This window comes from Pseudomonas sp. efr-133-TYG-23 (assembly GCF_030209215.1).
Classification (GTDB): Bacteria; Pseudomonadota; Gammaproteobacteria; order Pseudomonadales; family Pseudomonadaceae; genus Aquipseudomonas; species Aquipseudomonas rhodesiae.
In genome coordinates, this window is record NZ_JARVSL010000020.1 from 191,520 (window position 1) to 210,502 (window position 18,983).

Below are 18,983 nucleotides of genomic sequence, written 5' to 3' on the forward strand. Positions count from 1 at the left end.
GTGGTGATGCTGGCGGATTGGTTTCCTCTGTACATGTTGCAATTCATGTAAGGGGCTAACGATTTTTTCAAGAAAGCACTGTGCGACACTGCACTTGGGTTTAATAAGCGCAGTGCAAATAGACTCGATGTTTTTTATGCCAAGTTCTGCTCGGTCAATCGCTGCACTACCAGGCGCCGATAGTGCGAAGGGGTCATGCCCTTGAGCTGCTGAAAGCGCCGGTTGAAGTTGGAAATATTGTTGAATCCCGACTCGAAGCACACATCCGTCACCGCTTTGTCGCCATCGGCCAGCAGCTCGCAGGACTTGCTGATGCGCAACCGATTGACGAATTCGATAAACGTGCGCCCGGTGGCCTGTTTGAACACGCGGGAAAAATAAGTGGGTTTCATGCCCAGGTGTTCGGCCACTTCTTCCAGCGGCAACTCCCGTGCGTAGTGGGCGAAGATATAGTCCACCGCGCGGTTGGTGCGGTCGATGCTGTGCTCGTCGGCCGTTTGCGGTGCGGTCACGCCGGACAGCAGTTGGTAGTCGTCACACGCGCTCAACACGTCCAGCAGGATAAAGAAATGCCCCAGGCGCGCCATGCCTTGGGCGTCCTCGATGCGCTGCATCAAGGTCACGGCCTGGGCGATGGTGTGCTTGCAGCGAAACTCGATACCCGACTGCGCGCGCTCCAGCAGCGGCGCGAGGTTTTTGAGTTCGGCGAAAATGTGGCTGCCCTGTTCAAGCAGTTCATCGGTGAAGTTCACCAGCATGTCGCGCTTGGGCACCACTTCGTCTTCCTCCACCTGGCTGATCCAGTTGTGAGGCAGATTGGGGCCGGTGAGGAACAGGCTTTCCGGATAGAAGTTGCCGATGTAGTCGCCGATAAACACCTTGCCGGAGCTGGCGACGATCAGGTGCAGTTCGTATTCCTTGTGGAAATGCCAGCGCACCAGCGGGCAGGGGAAGCCATGCTGGCGATAGATGATGGACAGACCGTTGTGATCGTCCATCAGCTCGTAGGAAGGGTCGGTGATGCGCGTTGCTCGGGTCATGCTGCCGTCGCTTTATTGTGGTTGCTGCGTAGGATAATGCCCCCTCGTGCACCCACTCGCCAACGTCTGTGTTTACCCGTTGCGGTTTTTCGCCTCGATCCACTGCGCCATGTACTGGGTACTCTTGTGGGCGTGATGGCGCAACATGCTGCCGGTGAAGTTGTCCCGGCGATGGGTCGTGAGGCGGCTGCGGCACTGTTGCAGGCACTCGATCAGCGCCGGGCCGTGGATCTGTTGGGCGTAACGCCGAGCCAGCAGATGGCGCCCGTGTTCCTGCGCCTTCGTCCAACGGTCGCGGTCCTGATACAACGCCACGGCGGCAGCAGCCAGAGCGTCGGCGTCTGCCGCGATGGCTCCCGGCCAGGGCTGCTCATCGCCCATGGCTTCGGCGCCGATCGGTGTGGTGACATTCGGCGTGCCGCACAGCATGGCATCGGCCAGCTTGCCCTTGATTCCGGCGCCAAAGCGCAACGGCGCCAAGCAGATACGCGCGGCGCTCATCACGCGCAGGGCATCCTCGGCCCAGTTCATGACATGAAAGCCCTGGGCCGGGTTGTGCAGGGCAGTGGCCTTGGGCGGCGTATAAGCCCCGTAGATATGCAGCTGGGCCCCTGGCAGTTGCTGGCGGATGCGTGGCCACAGGCTGTTCTTCATCCACAGCACCGCATCCCAGTTGGGGGCATGGCGGAAGTTGCCGATGCTGAGGAAGTGCGCACGCTCCTCAAATGACGCGAACGCCTCGCTCGGCGGCGTCAGCATCAGCGGGCACCAGTGGAGCAAGGCGGCCGGCACCTTGAATTGTTCGGTGAGCAGGCGGATTTCCACATCGGAAATCATCAGGCTGATGTCACAACGGTAAATTGCTGCTATCTCGCGCTTGGCCAGGTCGGTGTCGGCCATATGCTGGAATTCTTCGGTCAAGGCCGGGGCGAACAGCGCGGTGAAGTCATCGCTATCGGGCTCGACTTTGAGGTGTTCCTTGAGGCGCTGATGGCGGGCGTCGCGCAGGCTTTGCAGGTCGGAGGTTTCCAGCACGCGCAGGGCATTCGGGCAGTGCTTTTCAACGCGCCAGCCGAACTGTTCCTCCATCATGAAACGGTCGAACAGCACGATATCCGGGGCCAGTTCGCGGACAAAGTCATCGAAACTGCTGTTATTCAGCTCGATGGCGCACTCGGCGATACCCAGCGCCGCCAGGTCGGCCTTGTGTTCGCCGAGCGCGGCGGGGCTGCTGAAGGTGATGTCCCAACCTTGTGTCAGAAAAGTTTCGAGAATCTGCATCATGTGTCCGCCCGCGGCCGAGGAGCGCGGCTCCGGCCAGACGTAACCAATGACCAGGACTCGGGTAGCAGGCGGCTTCATCGACAACGGTTTCCTTGCAGGGCAGGGCGAAAGGCGCGCAATTAAACCACAACCGGCGACATGACAATTTGTGTCTGGCGGTAGGTGGTCAACGTACTTTGTGGTTAACTTCCGCCTCTCGCATTCGTTTAAACCAAACCCAGCATAAGGATTCCGTTCATGGCTCAAGTCACCCTCAAAGGCAACCCTGTCCAGGTTGAAGGCGAACTGCCGAAAGTTGGCGCCAAGGCCCACGACTTCACCCTGACCGCCGGCGATCTGTCGGACGCAACCCTGGCGACCTTCGCCGGCAAGCGCAAAGTGCTGAATATCTTCCCAAGCGTCGACACCCCAACCTGCGCCACTTCGGTGCGCAAGTTCAACGATCAGGCCAGTTCGCTGAACAATGCCGTGGTGCTGTGCATCTCCACCGACCTGCCATTCGCCCAGGCGCGCTTCTGCGGTGCCGAAGGCCTGGAAAACGTGAAAAGCCTGTCGGACTTCCGTGATTCGGATTTCGCGGTTGATTACGGTGTTTCCATCGCTGAAGGCCCGCTCAAAGGCTTGACCGCCCGTGCGGTGGTCGTGCTGGACGAGAACGACACCGTGCTGCACAGCGAGCTGGTATCGGAAATCGGCCAGGAGCCGAACTACGAAGCTGCCCTGGCAGTCTTGAAGTAACTGTTTCGGCGCATTGCTGTCGTTTTGCAGTAACACGCTTGATACATGATTGCGGCCTGGCCTAGTCCAGGCCGTTTTCATTTGCGCTTCAAATGCTTAGCTGGAATAGGCCGATGGACTAAGATCCTCAAGTCACACGTTGTAAGCCCAAGGTAAATAGCCGGTAAAGGCGCTTTTCTAAATGCGCCCCAGTGCTTATCTTTCAGCCTCCCAAAGAAGAAGCTCTCGCGCCCAATGGTTGATCACTCCATGCAATCCTCCCCCCGTCACTCCCGTCGCTGGCTGTTTGGCCTGCTTGTGCTGCTGGTTATCGCCGGCCTGTGCTGGAAATTCTGGCCAAGCAGCGCGGCCCATAAAGACGCGCCTGCCGGGCACACCGGCAAAACCGGTATGGCGCGCCCGGGCTTCGGCGGCTCCACCGGCCCGGTGCCGGTCCGTGTGGCGCCGGTGGTGCAGGGGGAATTCCCGGTCTACTACAAGGCGCTGGGCACGGTTACCGCGCTCAATACCATCAATGTGCGCAGCCGAGTCGGCGGGGAGTTGGTGAAAATAGCCTTTGAAGAAGGGCAAATGGTCAAGGCCGGCGATCTGCTCGCCGAGATCGACCCGCGCAGCTACCAGAACGCCTTGCTCCAAGCCCAGGGCACCTTGCTGCAGAACCAGGCCCAGTTGAAGAACGCCCAGGTCGACGTGCAGCGTTACCGTGACCTGTATGCCCAGGACAGCATCGCCAAACAGACCCTGGACACCGCCGAAGCGCTGGTCCTGCAATACCAGGGCACGGTCAAGACCAACCAGGGCGCGGTGGATGACGCCAAGCTCAACCTCGAATTCACCAAGATCCGCGCGCCCATCAGTGGCCGTGTGGGCTTGCGCCAGCTTGATGTGGGTAACCTGGTGGCGGCCAACGACACCACCGCCCTGGCTGTGATCACCCAGACCCAGCCGATCAGCGTGGCCTTCACCTTGCCGGAAAACACCTTGGACACGGTTCTGACCCGTTACCACGCCGGCAATAAATTGCCCGTGGAAGCCTGGGACCGTGGCGACGCGAAGATTCAGGCCACCGGCGTACTGCAAAGCCTGGATAACCAGATCGACGTCACCACCGGCACCCTGAAATTCAAGGCGCGCTTCGATAACAAGGACCAGGCGCTGTTCCCCAACCAGTTCGTCAATGTGCACCTGCTGGCCGACACCTTGCACAATGTGGTGCTCGCGCCCTCGGCGGCCATTCAGTTCGGCAACAACGGCACCTTCGTCTACAAGCTCGATGGCGACAAGAAGGTCAAGGTCCAGCCGTTGGTGGTGGGCGACTCCGACGGCGACAACACTGTGATCAAGCAGGGCCTGGTCGCCGGCGACCGGGTGGTGCTGGAAGGCACCGACCGCCTCAAGGACGGCAGTGAAGTGGACGTGGTCAACGACAGCAGCGAAGTGCCGACCACGCCGACCGAACACCTGCAAGGCAAGCCTGCGGCCAAAGGGGAGACCGGCAGCACCGCCGGCAAGGCGCAAAAGGTCGGTTCATGAACCTGTCGCGGCTGTTTATTCTTCGCCCGGTCGCTACCACCCTGAGCATGCTGGCCATTGTCCTGGCCGGCATCATTGCGTACCGCTTGCTGCCGGTGTCGGCCTTGCCCCAGGTGGACTACCCGACCATCCGCGTAATGACCCTGTACCCCGGCGCCAGCCCGGATGTGATGACCAGCGCGGTCACCGCGCCCCTGGAGCGCCAGTTCGGGCAAATGCCCGGCCTGACCCAGATGGCCTCCACCAGCTCCGGCGGCGCCTCGGTGCTGACCCTGCGCTTCAACCTCGACATCAATATGGACGTGGCCGAGCAACAGGTGCAGGCCGCGATCAACGCCGCCACCAACCTGCTGCCCAAGGACCTGCCGGCGCCGCCGGTGTACAACAAGGTCAACCCGGCGGACACCCCGGTACTGACCCTGGCCATCACCTCCAAGACCATGCTGCTGCCCAAGCTCAATGACCTGGTCGATACGCGCATGGCGCAGAAAATCGCGCAGATCAGCGGCGTCGGTATGGTCAGCATCGCCGGCGGACAGCGCCAGGCGGTGCGCATCAAGGTTAACCCCGAGGCCCTGGCGGCCAATGGCTTGAACCTGTCAGACGTGCGAACCTTGATCGCCGCGTCCAACGTCAACCAGCCCAAGGGCAACTTCGACGGCCCCACGCGGGTTTCGATGCTCGATGCCAACGACCAGTTGGTCTCGCCCCAGCAATACGCCGAACTGATCCTGGCCTACAACAATGGCGCGCCGCTGCGTCTCAAGGACGTCGCGCAGATCGTCGACGGCGCCGAGAACGAACGCCTGGCCGCCTGGGCCAACCAGAACCAGGCCGTGCTGCTCAATATCCAGCGCCAGCCGGGTGCCAACGTGATCGAGGTGGTCGACCGCATCAAGGCGCTGCTGCCGAGTATCACTGATAACCTACCGGCCGGCCTCGACGTCACTGTGCTCACCGACCGCACCCAGACCATCCGCGCGTCGGTCAAGGACGTGCAGCACGAACTGCTGATCGCCATTGCTCTGGTGGTGATGGTGACATTCCTGTTCCTGCGGCGTGTCAGTGCCACGATCATCCCGTCCATCGCCGTGCCGCTGTCCCTGGTGGGCACCTTCGGCGTGATGTACCTGGCGGGCTTCTCCATCAACAACCTGACGCTGATGGCCCTGACCATTGCCACCGGCTTTGTGGTGGACGATGCCATCGTGATGCTGGAGAACATTTCCCGCTATATCGAAGAGGGCGAAACGCCGCTGGCTGCCGCGCTCAAGGGCGCCAAGCAGATCGGTTTCACTCTGATTTCCCTGACGCTGTCGCTGATCGCGGTGCTGATCCCGCTGCTGTTCATGGCCGATGTAGTCGGGCGCTTGTTCCGCGAGTTCGCCATCACCCTGGCGGTGGCGATCCTGATTTCCCTGGTGGTGTCCCTGACTCTCACGCCGATGATGTGCGCGCGCCTGCTCAAGCGTGAGCCCAAGGAAGAAGAACAGGGCCGTTTCTATAAGGCCAGCGGTGCCTGGATCGACTGGTTGATCGAAGGCTACGGGCGCAAGTTGCAATGGGTGCTCAAGCACCAACCGCTGACCCTGCTGGTGGCCATCGCCACCCTCGGCCTGACCGTGGTGCTGTACCTGGTGGTGCCCAAGGGGTTTTTCCCGGTGCAGGACACCGGCGTGATCCAGGGCATTTCCGAAGCGCCGCAGTCGATTTCCTTTGCGGCGATGAGCCAGCGTCAGCAGGAGTTGGCCAAGATCATCCTTGCCGACCCGGCGGTGGAAAGCCTGTCGTCCTATATCGGCGTGGATGGCGACAACGCCACACTCAACAGCGGCCGCTTGCTGATCAACCTCAAGCCCCACGGCCTGCGCGACCTGAGCGCGGCCCAGGTGATCACGCGTCTGCAACCGCAAATCGACAAGCTGGTGGGCATTCGCTTGTTTATGCAGCCGGTGCAGGACCTGACCATCGAAGACCGCGTCAGTCGCACCCAGTATCAGTTCAGCATGTCATCGCCGGATGCCGAGTTGCTGGCGTTGTGGAGCGACAAACTGGTACACGCCCTCAGCCAGTTACCGGAACTCACCGACGTGGCCAGCGACCTGCAGGACAAGGGTTTGCAGGTGTACCTGGTGATCGACCGCGATGCCGCCTCGCGCCTGGGCGTCAGCGTCTCGAACATCACCGATGCGCTGTATGACGCCTTCGGCCAGCGGCAGATTTCGACCATCTACACCCAGGCCAGCCAGTACCGCGTGGTGTTGCAGGCCCAATCCGGCGAAACCCTTGGGCCGGACGCGCTGAACCAGATCTACGTCAAAACCACCGACGGCGGCCAAGTGCGCTTGTCGAGCCTGGCCAAGGTGGAACAGCGCCAGGCCCAGCTGGCCGTGGCGCATATCGGTCAGTTCCCAGCGGTGATGATGTCGTTCAACCTCGCACCCGGCGTGGCGCTGGGCAAGGGCGTGGAACTGATCAACCAGACGCAGAAAGACATCGGCATGCCGGTGGGCGTGCAGACCCAGTTCCAGGGCGCGGCCCAGGCGTTTGAAGCCTCGTTGTCGAGTACCTTGCTGCTGATCCTGGCGGCGGTGGTCACCATGTACATCGTGCTGGGCGTGCTCTACGAGAGCTACATCCACCCGATCACCATTCTGTCCACCTTGCCCTCGGCGGCGGTGGGGGCTTTGCTGGCGTTGCTGCTCAGCGGCAATGACCTGGGCATGATCGCGATCATCGGCATCATTTTGTTGATCGGTATCGTCAAAAAGAACGCGATCATGATGATCGACTTCGCCCTCGACGCCGAACGCAACCAGGGCCTGGACCCGCAGACCGCGATTTATCAGGCGGCGCTGCTGCGTTTCCGGCCGATCCTGATGACCACCCTGGCCGCGCTGTTCGGCGCCGTGCCGTTGATGCTGGCCAGCGGTTCCGGCGCTGAACTGCGCCAACCCTTGGGCTTGGTGATGGTCGGCGGGTTGCTGGTCAGCCAGGTGCTGACGCTGTTCACCACGCCGGTGATCTACCTGTATTTCGATCGGTTGGGACGCCGCTGGCGCAAGACCGACATTGAGGACGTGGTGTGATGGGCGTGGCGAAAGCAGTGGCAAGCGGCAAGCAGCACGCTGCAAGGGAACGGCAGGGGCAGCCTACGTCTTTTGCAGGTAGCTTGAAACTTGCCGCTTGGAGCTCCCCCCCATGAACCTGTCCGGACCTTTCATTCGCCGGCCGGTAGCCACCATGCTGCTGAGCCTGGCGATCATGTTGCTCGGCGGAGTGAGCTTCAACCTGCTGCCGGTATCGCCGTTGCCGCAGATCGACTTCCCGGTAATCGTGGTGTCGGCCAGCCTGCCTGGCGCGAGCCCCGAGGTGATGGCGTCCACCGTGGCCACGCCCTTGGAGCGTTCGTTCGGCTCGATTGCCGGCATCACCACCATGAGCAGCAGTTCCAGTCAGGGCTCGACCCGGGTGATTCTGGCCTTCGACTCCGACCGCGATATCAACGGCGCGGCGCGTGAAGTGCAGGCGGCCATCAACGCCTCGCGTAATCTGCTGCCCAGCGGCATGCGCAGCATGCCCACCTACAAGAAGATCAACCCGTCCCAAGCGCCGATCATGGTGCTGTCGCTGACCTCGGACGTGTTGCAGAAGGGCCAGCTCTACGATCTGGCCTCCACCATCCTGTCCCAGAGCCTGTCCCAGGTGCCGGGCGTGGGTGAAGTGCAGATCGGCGGCAGCTCCTTGCCGGCGGTGCGCATTGAACTCGAACCCAAGGCTCTCGATCAGTACGGCGTGGCCCTGGACGATGTGCGCAACACCATCGCCAATGCCAACCAGCGCCGGCCCAAGGGCTCGCTGGAAGACAGCGAGCGCAACTGGCAGATCCAAGCCAACGACCAACTGGAAAAGGCCAAGGACTACGAGCCGCTGCTGATTCGCTACCAGAACGGCGCGGCCTTGCGTCTTGGCGATGTGGCCAGGATCAGCGACGGCGTGGAAGACCGCTACAACAGCGGTTTCTTCAACAACGATGCGGCGGTGTTGCTGGTGATCAACCGCCAGTCCGGGGCCAACATTATCGAGACCGTGCGCCAGATCAAGGCACAGTTGCCGGCGCTGCAGGCGGTGCTGCCGTCCAGCGTCAAGCTCAGCCTGGCCATGGACCGCTCGCCGGTGATCACCGCCACCCTGCACGAAGCGGAGATGACCCTACTGATCGCGGTGGGGCTGGTGATCCTGGTGGTGTACCTGTTCCTCGGCAATTTCCGCGCCTCGCTGATCCCGACCCTGGCGGTGCCGGTGTCGCTGGTGGGCACCTTTGCGGTGATGTACTTGTACGGGTTCTCGTTGAACAACTTCTCGTTGATGGCGTTGATCCTGGCCACTGGCCTGGTGGTGGACGATGCCATCGTGGTGCTGGAGAACATCTCCCGGCACATCGATGACGGCGTGCCGCCGATGAAGGCGGCGTACCTGGGGGCCCAGGAAGTCGGGTTTACGCTCTTGTCGATGAACGTGTCGCTGGTGGCGGTGTTCCTGTCGATCCTGTTTATGGGCGGGATCGTCACCAACCTGTTCCGCGAGTTTTCCATCACCCTGTCGGCGGCGATCATCGTCTCGCTGGTGGTGTCGTTGACCCTGACGCCGATGCTCTGCGCGCGTTGGCTCAAGCCCCATGTCAAAGGCCATATGACCGGTTTGCAACGCTGGAGCCACAGGATCAACGAGCGCATGGTCGCCGGCTACGCCCGCAGCCTGGACTGGGTGCTGCGCCACCGGCGCCTGACCTTGCTCAGCCTGTTGCTGACCATCGGCGTCAATGTGGCGTTGTATATCGTGGTGCCGAAAACCTTTATGCCGCAGCAGGACACCGGGCAGTTGATCGGCTTTGTGCGCGGCGATGACGGCCTGTCGTTCAGCGTGATGCAGCCGAAGATGGAAATTTTCCGTCAGGCGGTGCTCAAGGACCCGGCGGTGCTCAGCGTCGCCGGCTTTATCGGTGGCAACAACGGCACCAACAACGCGGTGATGCTGGTGCGGCTCAAGCCCATCGGCGAGCGCAAAGTCTCGGCCCAGGCGGTGATCGAGCGTCTGCGCAAGAACGTGCCACCGGTGCCGGGCGGGCGCCTGTTCCTGATGGCCGACCAGGACCTGCAATTCGGCGGCAGCCGCGACCAGACCAGCGCACAGTATTCCTACATCCTGCAAAGCGGCGACCTGGCCGCGTTGCGTCTGTGGTACCCGAAAGTGGTTGCCGCATTGCGTGAATTGCCGGAGCTGACCGCCATCGACGCGCGCGAAGGCCGTGGTGCGGCGCAAGTGACACTGATCGTCGACCGTGATCAGGCCAAGCGCCTGGGCATCGACATGAACATGGTCACAGGGGTGCTGAACAACGCCTACAGTCAGCGGCAGATTTCCACGATCTACGATAGCCTCAACCAGTACCAGGTGGTGATGGAGGTCAACCCCAAATATGCCCAGGACCCGATCACCCTGAACCAGATGCAGGTGATTACGGCCGACGGCGCGCGGGTGCCGTTGTCCACCATCGCCCATTACGAAAACAGCCTGGCGGACGACCGCGTCAGTCATGAGGGCCAGTTTGCCTCGGAAAACATAGCGTTCGACATCGCCCCTGGTTTCACGGTAGAGCAGGGCACGGCCGCCATTGAACGGGCGATCGCCAAGGTGGGGCTGCCGGAAGATGTGATTGCCAAAATGGCCGGCACCGCCGATGCCTTTGCGGCGACGCAGAAGGGCCAACCCTTCATGATTCTTGGCGCGCTGGTGGCGGTGTACCTGGTGCTGGGGATTCTGTACGAAAGCTATATTCACCCGTTGACCATCCTGTCGACCTTGCCCTCGGCTGGCGTCGGCGCGCTGCTGTCGATCTACCTGCTGGGCGGCGAATTCAGCCTCATCTCGTTATTGGGGCTGTTTCTGCTGATCGGGGTGGTGAAGAAAAACGCGATCCTGATGATCGACCTGGCGCTGCAACTGGAACGCCATGACGGCATGAGCCCGCTGGAATCGATCCGCAGCGCCTGCCTGCTGCGCCTGCGGCCGATCCTGATGACCACTCTGGCGGCGATTCTCGGTGCTTTACCGCTGCTGCTCGGCACCGGCGACGGCGCGGAAATGCGCCAACCTTTGGGCCTTACCATCATTGGCGGCCTGGTGTTCAGCCAGATCCTGACTCTTTACACCACCCCGGTGGTTTACCTTTACCTCGACCGCGCGCGCCATCGCTTCAATGCCTGGCGCGGCGTGCGGACCGATGCCGCCCTGGACACTGCGCTATGACCGATTCAACCCACGCCCCCCAAAAACTGTTGGCAGCGGCACTCTGCGGTCTGATGCTCAGCGCTTGCGCCATAGGCCCGGATTACCAGCGCCCGGAGGTCATCGAGCCCGCGCAGTTCAAGCAAGCCCAAGGCTGGCGCCAGGCCGCGCCGAGCGACGCGCTGGCCCGCGGCGCCTGGTGGGAATTGTATGGCGACCGTCAGCTCAACGACTTGGTCGCTCGGCTCAATAATGCCAACCAGACCGTGGCTCAGGCCGAGGCACGTTTTCGCCAGGCCCAGGCGTTGGTGCGCAGCTCCCGCGGTGCGTTCTACCCCAGCGTCGACCTCAGCGTGGGCAAGACCCGCGCCAGCCAGGGCACCGGCAGCAGCAGTGCCAGCCTCAGCAGTTCCAGCAGCGGTATCCGCGACACCCTCAACGCGCAGTTAGGCGTGAGCTGGGAGGCGGATGTCTGGGGCAAGTTGCGCCGTGGCCTGGAGGCCAACGAGGCCAGCGCCGAAGCCAGCTCGGCGGATTTGGCGGCGATGCGCCTGAGCCAGCAATCGGAACTGGTACAAAGCTACCTGCAACTGCGGGTGATGGATGAACAGACGCGGCTGTTGCAAGCCACCCTGGACACCTATCAACGCTCCCTGCAAATGACCGAAAACCAGTATCGCGCCGGCGTGTCCGGCAAGGACGCGGTGGCCCAGGCGCAAACCCAGCTCAAGACCACCCAGGCCAGCCTGATCGACCTCATCTGGCAGCGCGCCCAACTGGAAAACGCCATTGCGGTACTGATCGGCGAGGCGCCGGCCAACTTCAGCCTGGCGGTGAGCAAGGACATTCCGCAACTGCCGCAGATCCCGGTGGGCCTACCGTCGCAGCTGTTGGAGCGCCGCCCGGACATTGCTTCGGCCGAGCGCGCGGTGATCGCCGCCAATGCCAATATCGGGGTGGCCAAGGCCGCGTACTACCCGGACCTGACCCTGAGCCTGGCCGGTGGCTATTCCAGCAGCACCTATGCCGACTGGATCAGCCTGCCCAACCGCTTCTGGTCGGTGGGGCCGAAACTGGCCATGACCCTGTTCGACGGTGGCCAGCGCTCGGCGGAGGTCGACCGCACCGTGGCGTCCTACGACGAAACCGTGGCCAAGTACCGCCAGACCGTACTGGACGGTTTCCGCGAAGTGGAAAACTACATGGTGCAACTCAAGGTGCTGGAGGACGAAGCGGCGGTCAGCAACGAAGCATTGGCGGCGGCGCGCGAGTCGCTGCGCCTGACCGAGAACCAGTACAAAGCGGGGCTGATAGCCTACCTGGACGTGGTCACCGTACAGGCCACCGCCCTGAGCAACGAACGCAGCGTGTTGACCTTGCTGCAATCGCGCCTGGTCGCCAGTGTGCAACTGATCGCCGCCTTGGGCGGGGGCTGGGATGGGCAAACCCAAATCAGCGCCAACGACTAGAAGAGTGCGGGCGTGCAGCGCCCGATGGCGATGTTGAGCCGGTGGATTGACGTCAAAAAGCCCATGATGGCCTTGTGATAATTATTCAACTGCCGCCGAATATTTATCGCTACAATCCGCCGCTTTGCCACTCGGTACGGGCGTTCCAGCTCGTAGCTCGCGAGACTCTGCATGCTTATCGGTAGCTATTCCCCTTCGTTGGTCGTGATCTCGCTGTTCGTTGCGATTCTGGCTTCCTACACCGCACTCGACCTGGCCGGCCGCATCGCGACCGCCCAGGGACGGGCCGTCTACCTGTGGATAGTCGGCGGCGCGTTGGCGATGGGGGTGGGGGTGTGGTCGATGCATTTTATCGGCATGCTCGCGTTGCGCTTGCCGTTTGCCCTGGGGTTCGACGTGGGCATCACTGCGTTGTCGCTGTTGATCGCTGTATTGTCCAGTGGCTTTGCCTTGTGGCTGGTCAGCCAGGCCCGGTTGCCCGCCTGGCAACTGCTGTTCGGCGCGCTGGTGATGGGGGCCGGTATCAGCTGCATGCACTACACCGGCATGGCCGCCATGCGCATGACCCCCGGCATCGACTACGACCCGACGTTGTTTGGCGCGTCGTTGTTGATCGCCGTGGCGGCGTCGGGCGCGGCCTTGCTGATTGCGTTCAACCTGCGGCGCAACACCCCGCATGTGCGCCTGCTCCGGGGCGGTGCCGCGGTGGTGATGGGCGTTGCCATTGTCGGCATGCACTACACCGGGATGGCGGCCGCCAGCTTTGCCGATGCCAGCTACTGCGGCGCCGCCCTGGACGGGTTGAGCGGCAATGGCCTGGATAACCTGGTGCTGGTCACTACCCTGGCAGTGCTAGCCATCGCTTTGCTGACTTCGTTGCTCGACGCGCGCCTGGAAGCCCGCACCGCGGTGCTCGCCGATTCGCTCACCCAGGCCAACCAGGAACTATCCCACCTGGCTCTGCACGACATGCTCACCGGCCTGCCCAATCGCAGCCTGCTCGCCGACCGCATTCAACAGGCCATGCAGGCGGTGCAGGAGCAGGGCGGTTGCTTTGCGCTGATGTTTATCGACCTGGATGGCTTCAAGCCGGTCAACGATGCCTTTGGTCATCACCTGGGCGACCAATTGCTGCGCGAAGTGGGCTTGCGCCTGCGCGAGGATCTGCGCAGCCACGACACCCTGGCGCGTATCGGTGGTGACGAATTTGTACTGTTGGTGCAGCTGAACCAGCCGGACGATGCCCTCGGCCTGGCCGAGCGCCAGGTACAACTGATCAACAGGGCGTTCCTGGTGGCCGAGCATGAGCTGAACATCTCCGCCAGCGTCGGTATCGCGTTGTTCCCCGGCAACGGCGCCACACCCCAGGAATTGTTGATGAACGCCGACGCCGCCATGTACCACGCCAAGGGCTTGGGCAAGAACGGCTACAGCTTTTTCGATGTGTCGATGAACACCAACGCGCGCAAGCAACTGCAACTGTTGCAGGACTTGCGCAACGCCGTGGAGCAGCAGCAATTTCGCTTGTACTACCAGCCTAAGTTCGACGCGGCCAGCGGCATTGCGGTGGGCGCCGAGGCGTTATTGCGCTGGGAGCATCCGCAGCAGGGCCTGTTGATGCCGGCGACGTTTATTGAACTGGCGGAGAAAACCGGGCTGATCATCCCCATCGGCGAATGGGTGCTCAATGAAGCTTGCCGCCAGATGCGCCTGTGGTACGTGCAGGGGTATGAAGAATGGCGCATCGCCGTGAATCTTTCTGCGTTGCAGTTCTGCCATGCCGGGCTGGTCAACAGCGTCGCTGCCGCGCTTGAACGCCACCAGTTGCCGGCTAACAGCCTGACCCTGGAAATCACCGAAACCACGGCCATGCGCGATGCCGACGCGAGCATGAACGTGTTGCAGCAGCTGTCGGACATGGGCGTCGACCTGTCCATCGATGATTTCGGCACCGGTTACTCCAGCTTGATGTACCTCAAGCGCTTGCCGGCCAACGAACTTAAAATCGACCGTGGCTTCGTGCGCGATCTGGAGCACGATGGCGACGATGCCGCCATCGTGTCGGCCATCGTTGCCCTCGGCCAGGCCCTGGGGCTGCGCATTGTGGCCGAAGGCGTGGAAACCGATAAACAGCAGGATTTTCTTACGCGCCTGGGTTGTAACTCGCTGCAAGGTTACCTGCTGGGGCATCCACTGCCGGCCGAGGGTTTTATGGCTAATATCCGCCGCGCCGAAGAGGCGGCCGCCCCTGACAAGGTCAGCGAGTGACGGTTATTCTTGACACGACCCATTAAACCTACAGGTTGAAACAGGAGAGAGCAGGCATGGACAAAGTCGTCATCATCACCGGGGGCAGTCGCGGGATTGGCGCCGAGACGGCCTTGCTGGCTGCGCGTCAGGGGTATCGCATCTGCATCAACTACCAGGCCGACGACGAGGCCGCCCACCGCGTGCTGGAACAGGTGCGTGCCCTCGGCGCCCAGGCGATTGCGGTGCGCGCGGACGTAAGTATCGAAGACGAAGTGATCGCGCTGTTCCACCGTGTCGATACCGAATTGGGCCGGGTCACTGCGCTGGTGAACAATGCCGGCACCGTGGGGCATAAATCCCGGGTCGATGAGATGTCGGAGTTTCGCATCCTGAAAATGCTCAAGACCAACGTGCTCGGCCCGATTCTGTGTGCCAAGCATGCGCTATTGCGCATGTCGCCCCGGCATGGCGGGCAGGGCGGCAGTATCGTCAATGTGTCATCGGTGGCGGCACGCCTGGGTTCGCCAGGTGAATATGTCGACTATGCCGCCTCCAAGGGCGCGCTCGACACCTTCACCATTGGCCTGTCGAAAGAAGTCGCCGGTGAAGGTATCCGCGTCAATGCGGTGCGCCCGGGTTATATCTACACCGACTTTCATGCCCTGAGCGGCGATCCGGACCGAGTCAGCAAACTGGAGTCTGGCATCCCGATGGCCCGTGGCGGCCGTCCGGATGAAGTGGCCGAAGCGATTATCTGGTTGCTGTCGGACAAGGCGTCCTATGCCACGGGGACATTTCTGGATTTGGGGGGTGGGCGCTAGGGATGCAGTGCCCGCACCGACGCCATCGGGGGCAAGCCGCCTCCCACACTTGAGAGCACTGACAGCTCAAAATGTGGGAGGGGGCTTGCCCCCGATGGCGTCAGAAAGCGCAACACCATCACTTAGAACGACCGCACAATCCGCCCCAACGTTTCCATAGCTTTTTCCGACGCCTCGGTCCACGGGCTACCGTAGTTCAGGCGAATACAATTTCTGAAACGTTGAGTTGCCGAGAAAATCGGCCCCGGCGCGATGCTGATGCCTTGGGCCAGGGCCATCTGGAATAGCTTCAGCGAATCGGTCTGCTCGGGCAGTTCCAGCCACAGGAAATACCCGCCGGCCGGTTGGCTGACGCGTGTTTGCGCGGGGAAGTAGCGGCCAATGGCGGCCAGCATGGCGCTTTGCTGTTCTTCCAAGGCATAGCGCAATTTGCGCAGGTGCCGGTCGTAGCCGCCGTGTTGCAGGTAGTCGGCAATTGCCGCCTGGGCCGGCATCGACGGGCACAACGAGGTCATCAGCTTCAAGCGTTCGACTTTCTGCGCATAGCGCCCGGCTGCGACCCAGCCCACGCGATAACCCGGTGCAAGGCTCTTGGCGAACGAGCCGCAGTGCATCACCAGGCCCTCGGTGTCGAACGCCTTGGCCGGTTTGGGCGCGTGCTGCCCGTAGTACAACTCGGCGTACACATCGTCTTCGATCAAGGGCACCTGATGGCCGCGCAACAGTTCCACCAGCGCTTGTTTCTTGGCTTCAGGCAGGGTGGCGCCCATGGGGTTCTGGAAGCTGGTCATGGTCCAACAGGCCTTGATCGGGTAGCGCTCCAGGCTTTGCGCCAGGGCATTGAGATCGATGCCGTCGCGTGGGTGCACCGGGATCTCCACCGCCTTGAGTTTTAAACGCTCCAAGACCTGCAAGCAGGCATAAAACGCCGGAGCCTCGATGGCCACCAAATCGCCTGGCTCGGTCACGGCCTGCAGGCACAGGTTCAGCGCTTCCAGGGCGCCGTTGGTGATCAGCAACTCTTCCATAGGCAGCATCAGGCCGCCGACCATATAGCGCAGGGCAATTTGCCGGCGCAGTTGCGGGTTGCCCGGCGACATGTCGGTGACCACCATGCGCGGGTCCATCTCACGGCTGGCGCTGGCCAGGGAACGGGCCAGACGCGGCAACGGGAACAGCATCGGGCTGGGGAACGCCGAACCGAAGGGCACGGTGGTGGGGTCCTTGATCGAGTCGAGCACCGAAAACACCAGCTCGCTCACATCCACCTCGGTGGATTCGTGTACCTGTTCGGTCACCACCGGCTCGGAAAACGGGCTCGGCGCATGGGTGTTGACGAAGTAACCGGAGCGCGGCCGCGCGCGGATCAGCCCGCGGCGCTCCAGTAGGTAATACGCCTGGAACACCGTGGATGGGCTGACGCCGTAGGTCTGGCTCGCGTAGCGCACCGACGGCACGCGTTGGCCGGGGCCGAGGACGCCGGAGCGGATCAGTTCAGCGATGTCGTCGGCGAATTTTTCGTAGCGTTTCATGGCGGCCTTAAACAAGGTTTTTGTAGGAGAGATACCCTCGGGGGCAAGCCCCCTCCCGCATTGGGCTTTCATCGTTTTCGATAGCCAAGTTTCAGCGGTTGAGCGGTGCGACGAAGCGGCTCTCGGCCTCGCTGTACACCCACGGCTCGTCCACATCCGTCACTTTGAAGCGCAGTGTCTGCGAACTGCTCGCCGGTTTATCCGCCAGCAATGCCACCGACACCGGTACATCCACGATTTCCCCTGGCGCCAGGCTGATCCCGGTCTTGCCTTGCAATTGGAAACCCTCGGCCTCTACCAGCTCCAGCCGATAATCCTGGCGCTGCTGGGTCTTGTTGATGACCTTGAGACTGTAGATGTTTTCAATCAAGCCCTGGCTGTTTTCGCGAAACATGCCCCGGTCCTTGGTCACGTCCAGCGACACCATCGGCCGTTGCACCAAGGCCAACACCAGCGCGGCGATCATCACCAACAGCACGGCACTGTAGCCGATCAGTCGCGGCCTTAGCAGGTGAGTCTTGCCGCCTTGCAGTTGATGTTCGCTGGTGTAGCGCACCAAACCGCGCGCGTAGCCCATCTTGTCCATGATCGAATCGCAGGCATCGACGCACGCCGCGCAGCCGATGCACTCCATTTGCAGGCCGTCGCGAATGTCGATGCCGGTCGGGCACACCTGTACGCACAGCTGGCAATCGATGCAATCGCCCAGGCCGACGTCGGCCGGTTTAACCTCGCGTTTGCGCGGCCCACGGTGTTCGCCCCGGGCGGCGTCGTAAGAGATGGTGAGGGTGTCTTTATCGAACATCACACTCTGGAACCGTGCGTAAGGGCACATGTGCATGCACACCGCTTCGCGCAACCAACCGGCATTGAGGTAGGTGGCGGCGGTGAAAAACAGCACCCAGAACAGGCTGACGCCGCCCATTTGCCAGGTCAGCAGTTCCGCCGCGAGGGGGCGAATGGGGGTGAAGTAACCGACAAACGTCAGCCCGGTCAGCACGCTGATGCCCAGCCACAGCGTGTGCTTGGCCGAGCGCCGCGCCAGCTTGTTGAGACTCCATGGCGCCGATTGCAGCTTGATGCGTTGGTTGCGTTCGCCCTCGGTGACCTTTTCACACCACATAAACAGCCAGGTGAACGAGCTTTGCGGGCAGGTGTAGCCGCACCAGACCCGCCCAGCGAAGACCGTGATGGCAAACAGGCCGAAGGCACAGATGATCAACAGCGCCGATAGCAGGATGAAGTCCTGGGGCCAGAACGTCGCGCCAAAGATGTGGAACTTGCTTTCAGCCAAGTCCCACAGCACGGCTTGCCGACCGCCCCAGTTCAGCCACACGGTGCCGAAAAAGGCCAGGAACAGAAAGCCTGCGCCCAGCACACGCAAGGTGCGGAACAAGCCGGTGAAACTGCGGGTATGGATCAGGGTGTCGCTGGATTTGGCCTTCACCTTCTTTGGGTGCACGGGCTCAAAGATTTCCACGGTGGGGATTCGTTCGCTCATGGTCGTTCGCTCATCAGCCTCCATCAGGCCAATGGACTATGCGCGGCGAGCTGTTTGCATAACAGACTCAGCTATGACGATAAAAACCGGATCAGATCGCTTGCAGGCGCGGCCCTGCGACATTGTGCTGCACCCCGTTGCGCTCGGGGTGCAGCCTTCTGCGGCGTCAATAGATACAGATCAGTCAAATCGCCGAATCCGGCGTGGTGACCTTCTTGTGCTGACGCCCATCGGTGGCGCCGGCCACGGTGAGGGCGTCGGCTTCCTGCTCGGTGATGTAGACACGCTCGGCGCCCACGTCCACATAAGACATGGCTCTGGGGACGTCAGTGCTGACGGTGACCTCAGCGGCGGGCAGGCTGTATTCCCGGCCCTCATCGTTGACCTTGAAGAAACAGGTGCGGTTTTCGATACGGATTGGCATGGCGCTCTCCTTTTTATCAGGCTGATAAACGTTAGGGCGCATGCCCACGCGCGGCGTTCCAGGCAACTGACTGACGGTCGCCGTTGTCAACCCATTATCCATC

General features: G+C 62.0%; 12 protein-coding genes. 7 read left to right on the forward strand and 5 right to left on the reverse strand.

From position 1 onward, the window contains the following. Positions 1–134: 134 nt before the first annotated feature. A complete protein-coding gene (locus tag QRN41_RS14240; RefSeq protein ID WP_034137970.1) occupies positions 135–1,040 on the reverse strand; it encodes an AraC family transcriptional regulator in 906 nt (301 codons plus the stop codon). Between the two features lie 72 nt (positions 1,041–1,112). Further along, positions 1,113–2,402 (reverse strand): glycosyltransferase, encoded by a 1,290-nt coding sequence (locus QRN41_RS14245; RefSeq protein WP_167418325.1) that lies wholly within the window; start codon positions 2,400–2,402, stop codon positions 1,113–1,115. 159 nt (positions 2,403–2,561) lie between these two features. Between QRN41_RS14245 and tpx the strand changes: the two genes are divergently transcribed. The 7 genes from tpx to QRN41_RS14280 all read left to right on the forward strand — a co-directional run bounded on the left by tpx (position 2,562) and on the right by QRN41_RS14280 (position 15,423). Then, positions 2,562–3,062, forward strand: coding sequence for a thiol peroxidase (gene tpx / locus QRN41_RS14250; protein WP_167418324.1), 501 nt, complete (start codon positions 2,562–2,564; stop codon positions 3,060–3,062). A gap of 234 nt (positions 3,063–3,296) precedes the next feature. Then, a complete protein-coding gene (locus QRN41_RS14255; protein ID WP_167418323.1) occupies positions 3,297–4,595 on the forward strand; it encodes an MdtA/MuxA family multidrug efflux RND transporter periplasmic adaptor subunit in 1,299 nt (432 codons plus the stop codon). Continuing rightward, entirely contained in the window at positions 4,592–7,684 is a 3,093-nt protein-coding gene (locus QRN41_RS14260; protein WP_034137974.1) for an MdtB/MuxB family multidrug efflux RND transporter permease subunit, read from the forward strand. The genes QRN41_RS14255 and QRN41_RS14260 overlap by 4 nt, the downstream gene beginning before the upstream one ends. Before the next feature lie 112 nt (positions 7,685–7,796). After that, entirely contained in the window at positions 7,797–10,904 is a 3,108-nt protein-coding gene (locus QRN41_RS14265) for an efflux RND transporter permease subunit (protein WP_123479709.1), read from the forward strand. Continuing rightward, the gene (locus tag QRN41_RS14270) at positions 10,901–12,352 is read left to right on the forward strand and encodes an efflux transporter outer membrane subunit (RefSeq protein ID WP_123479710.1); all 1,452 of its coding nucleotides are present in this window, start codon (positions 10,901–10,903) and stop codon (positions 12,350–12,352) included. Before QRN41_RS14265 ends, QRN41_RS14270 begins: the two co-directional genes overlap by 4 nt. A gap of 171 nt (positions 12,353–12,523) precedes the next feature. After that, entirely contained in the window at positions 12,524–14,620 is a 2,097-nt protein-coding gene (locus QRN41_RS14275; protein WP_167418322.1) for a putative bifunctional diguanylate cyclase/phosphodiesterase, read from the forward strand. A 56-nt stretch (positions 14,621–14,676) separates the two neighbouring features. Beyond that, positions 14,677–15,423: an SDR family oxidoreductase gene (locus QRN41_RS14280; protein WP_034097153.1), complete on the forward strand. Its 747-nt coding sequence runs from the start codon at positions 14,677–14,679 to the stop codon at positions 15,421–15,423. 122 nt (positions 15,424–15,545) lie between these two features. On the opposite strand, the gene mapR is transcribed toward QRN41_RS14280, so the two are convergent. The 3 genes from mapR to QRN41_RS14295 form a co-directional block, all read right to left on the reverse strand. Then, complete coding sequence (gene mapR / locus QRN41_RS14285; protein ID WP_167418321.1) at positions 15,546–16,955, reverse strand: GntR family transcriptional regulator MpaR; 1,410 nt, start codon at positions 16,953–16,955, stop codon at positions 15,546–15,548. 91 nt (positions 16,956–17,046) lie between these two features. Beyond that, positions 17,047–18,456 carry a cytochrome c oxidase accessory protein CcoG gene (ccoG, locus tag QRN41_RS14290; RefSeq protein ID WP_167418320.1) on the reverse strand — a complete coding sequence of 470 codons (1,410 nt, stop codon included), beginning with the start codon at positions 18,454–18,456 and terminating at the stop codon, positions 17,047–17,049. Positions 18,457–18,640: 184 nt separating this feature from the next. Further along, complete coding sequence (locus QRN41_RS14295) at positions 18,641–18,880, reverse strand: DUF3203 family protein (protein ID WP_034137980.1); 240 nt, start codon at positions 18,878–18,880, stop codon at positions 18,641–18,643. Positions 18,881–18,983 lie beyond the last annotated feature (103 nt).

What these genes read in the sequence shown, in the direction of transcription:
- QRN41_RS14260 (WP_034137974.1), top strand. Translation starts at nt 4,592, where the DNA reads ATGAACCTGTCGCGGCTGTTTATTCTTCGCCCGGTCGCTACCACCCTG.
- QRN41_RS14255 (WP_167418323.1), top strand. Translation starts at nt 3,297, where the DNA reads ATGGTTGATCACTCCATGCAATCCTCCCCCCGTCACTCCCGTCGCTGG.
- QRN41_RS14265 (WP_123479709.1), top strand. Translation starts at nt 7,797, where the DNA reads ATGAACCTGTCCGGACCTTTCATTCGCCGGCCGGTAGCCACCATGCTG.
- QRN41_RS14270 (WP_123479710.1), top strand. Translation starts at nt 10,901, where the DNA reads ATGACCGATTCAACCCACGCCCCCCAAAAACTGTTGGCAGCGGCACTC.
- QRN41_RS14275 (WP_167418322.1), top strand. Translation starts at nt 12,524, where the DNA reads ATGCTTATCGGTAGCTATTCCCCTTCGTTGGTCGTGATCTCGCTGTTC.
- QRN41_RS14245 (WP_167418325.1), bottom strand. Translation starts at nt 2,402, where the DNA reads ATGAAGCCGCCTGCTACCCGAGTCCTGGTCATTGGTTACGTCTGGCCG.
- QRN41_RS14295 (WP_034137980.1), bottom strand. Translation starts at nt 18,880, where the DNA reads ATGCCAATCCGTATCGAAAACCGCACCTGTTTCTTCAAGGTCAACGAT.
- ccoG (WP_167418320.1), bottom strand. Translation starts at nt 18,456, where the DNA reads ATGAGCGAACGAATCCCCACCGTGGAAATCTTTGAGCCCGTGCACCCA.
- mapR (WP_167418321.1), bottom strand. Translation starts at nt 16,955, where the DNA reads ATGAAACGCTACGAAAAATTCGCCGACGACATCGCTGAACTGATCCGC.
- QRN41_RS14280 (WP_034097153.1), top strand. Translation starts at nt 14,677, where the DNA reads ATGGACAAAGTCGTCATCATCACCGGGGGCAGTCGCGGGATTGGCGCC.
- QRN41_RS14240 (WP_034137970.1), bottom strand. Translation starts at nt 1,040, where the DNA reads ATGACCCGAGCAACGCGCATCACCGACCCTTCCTACGAGCTGATGGAC.
- tpx (WP_167418324.1), top strand. Translation starts at nt 2,562, where the DNA reads ATGGCTCAAGTCACCCTCAAAGGCAACCCTGTCCAGGTTGAAGGCGAA.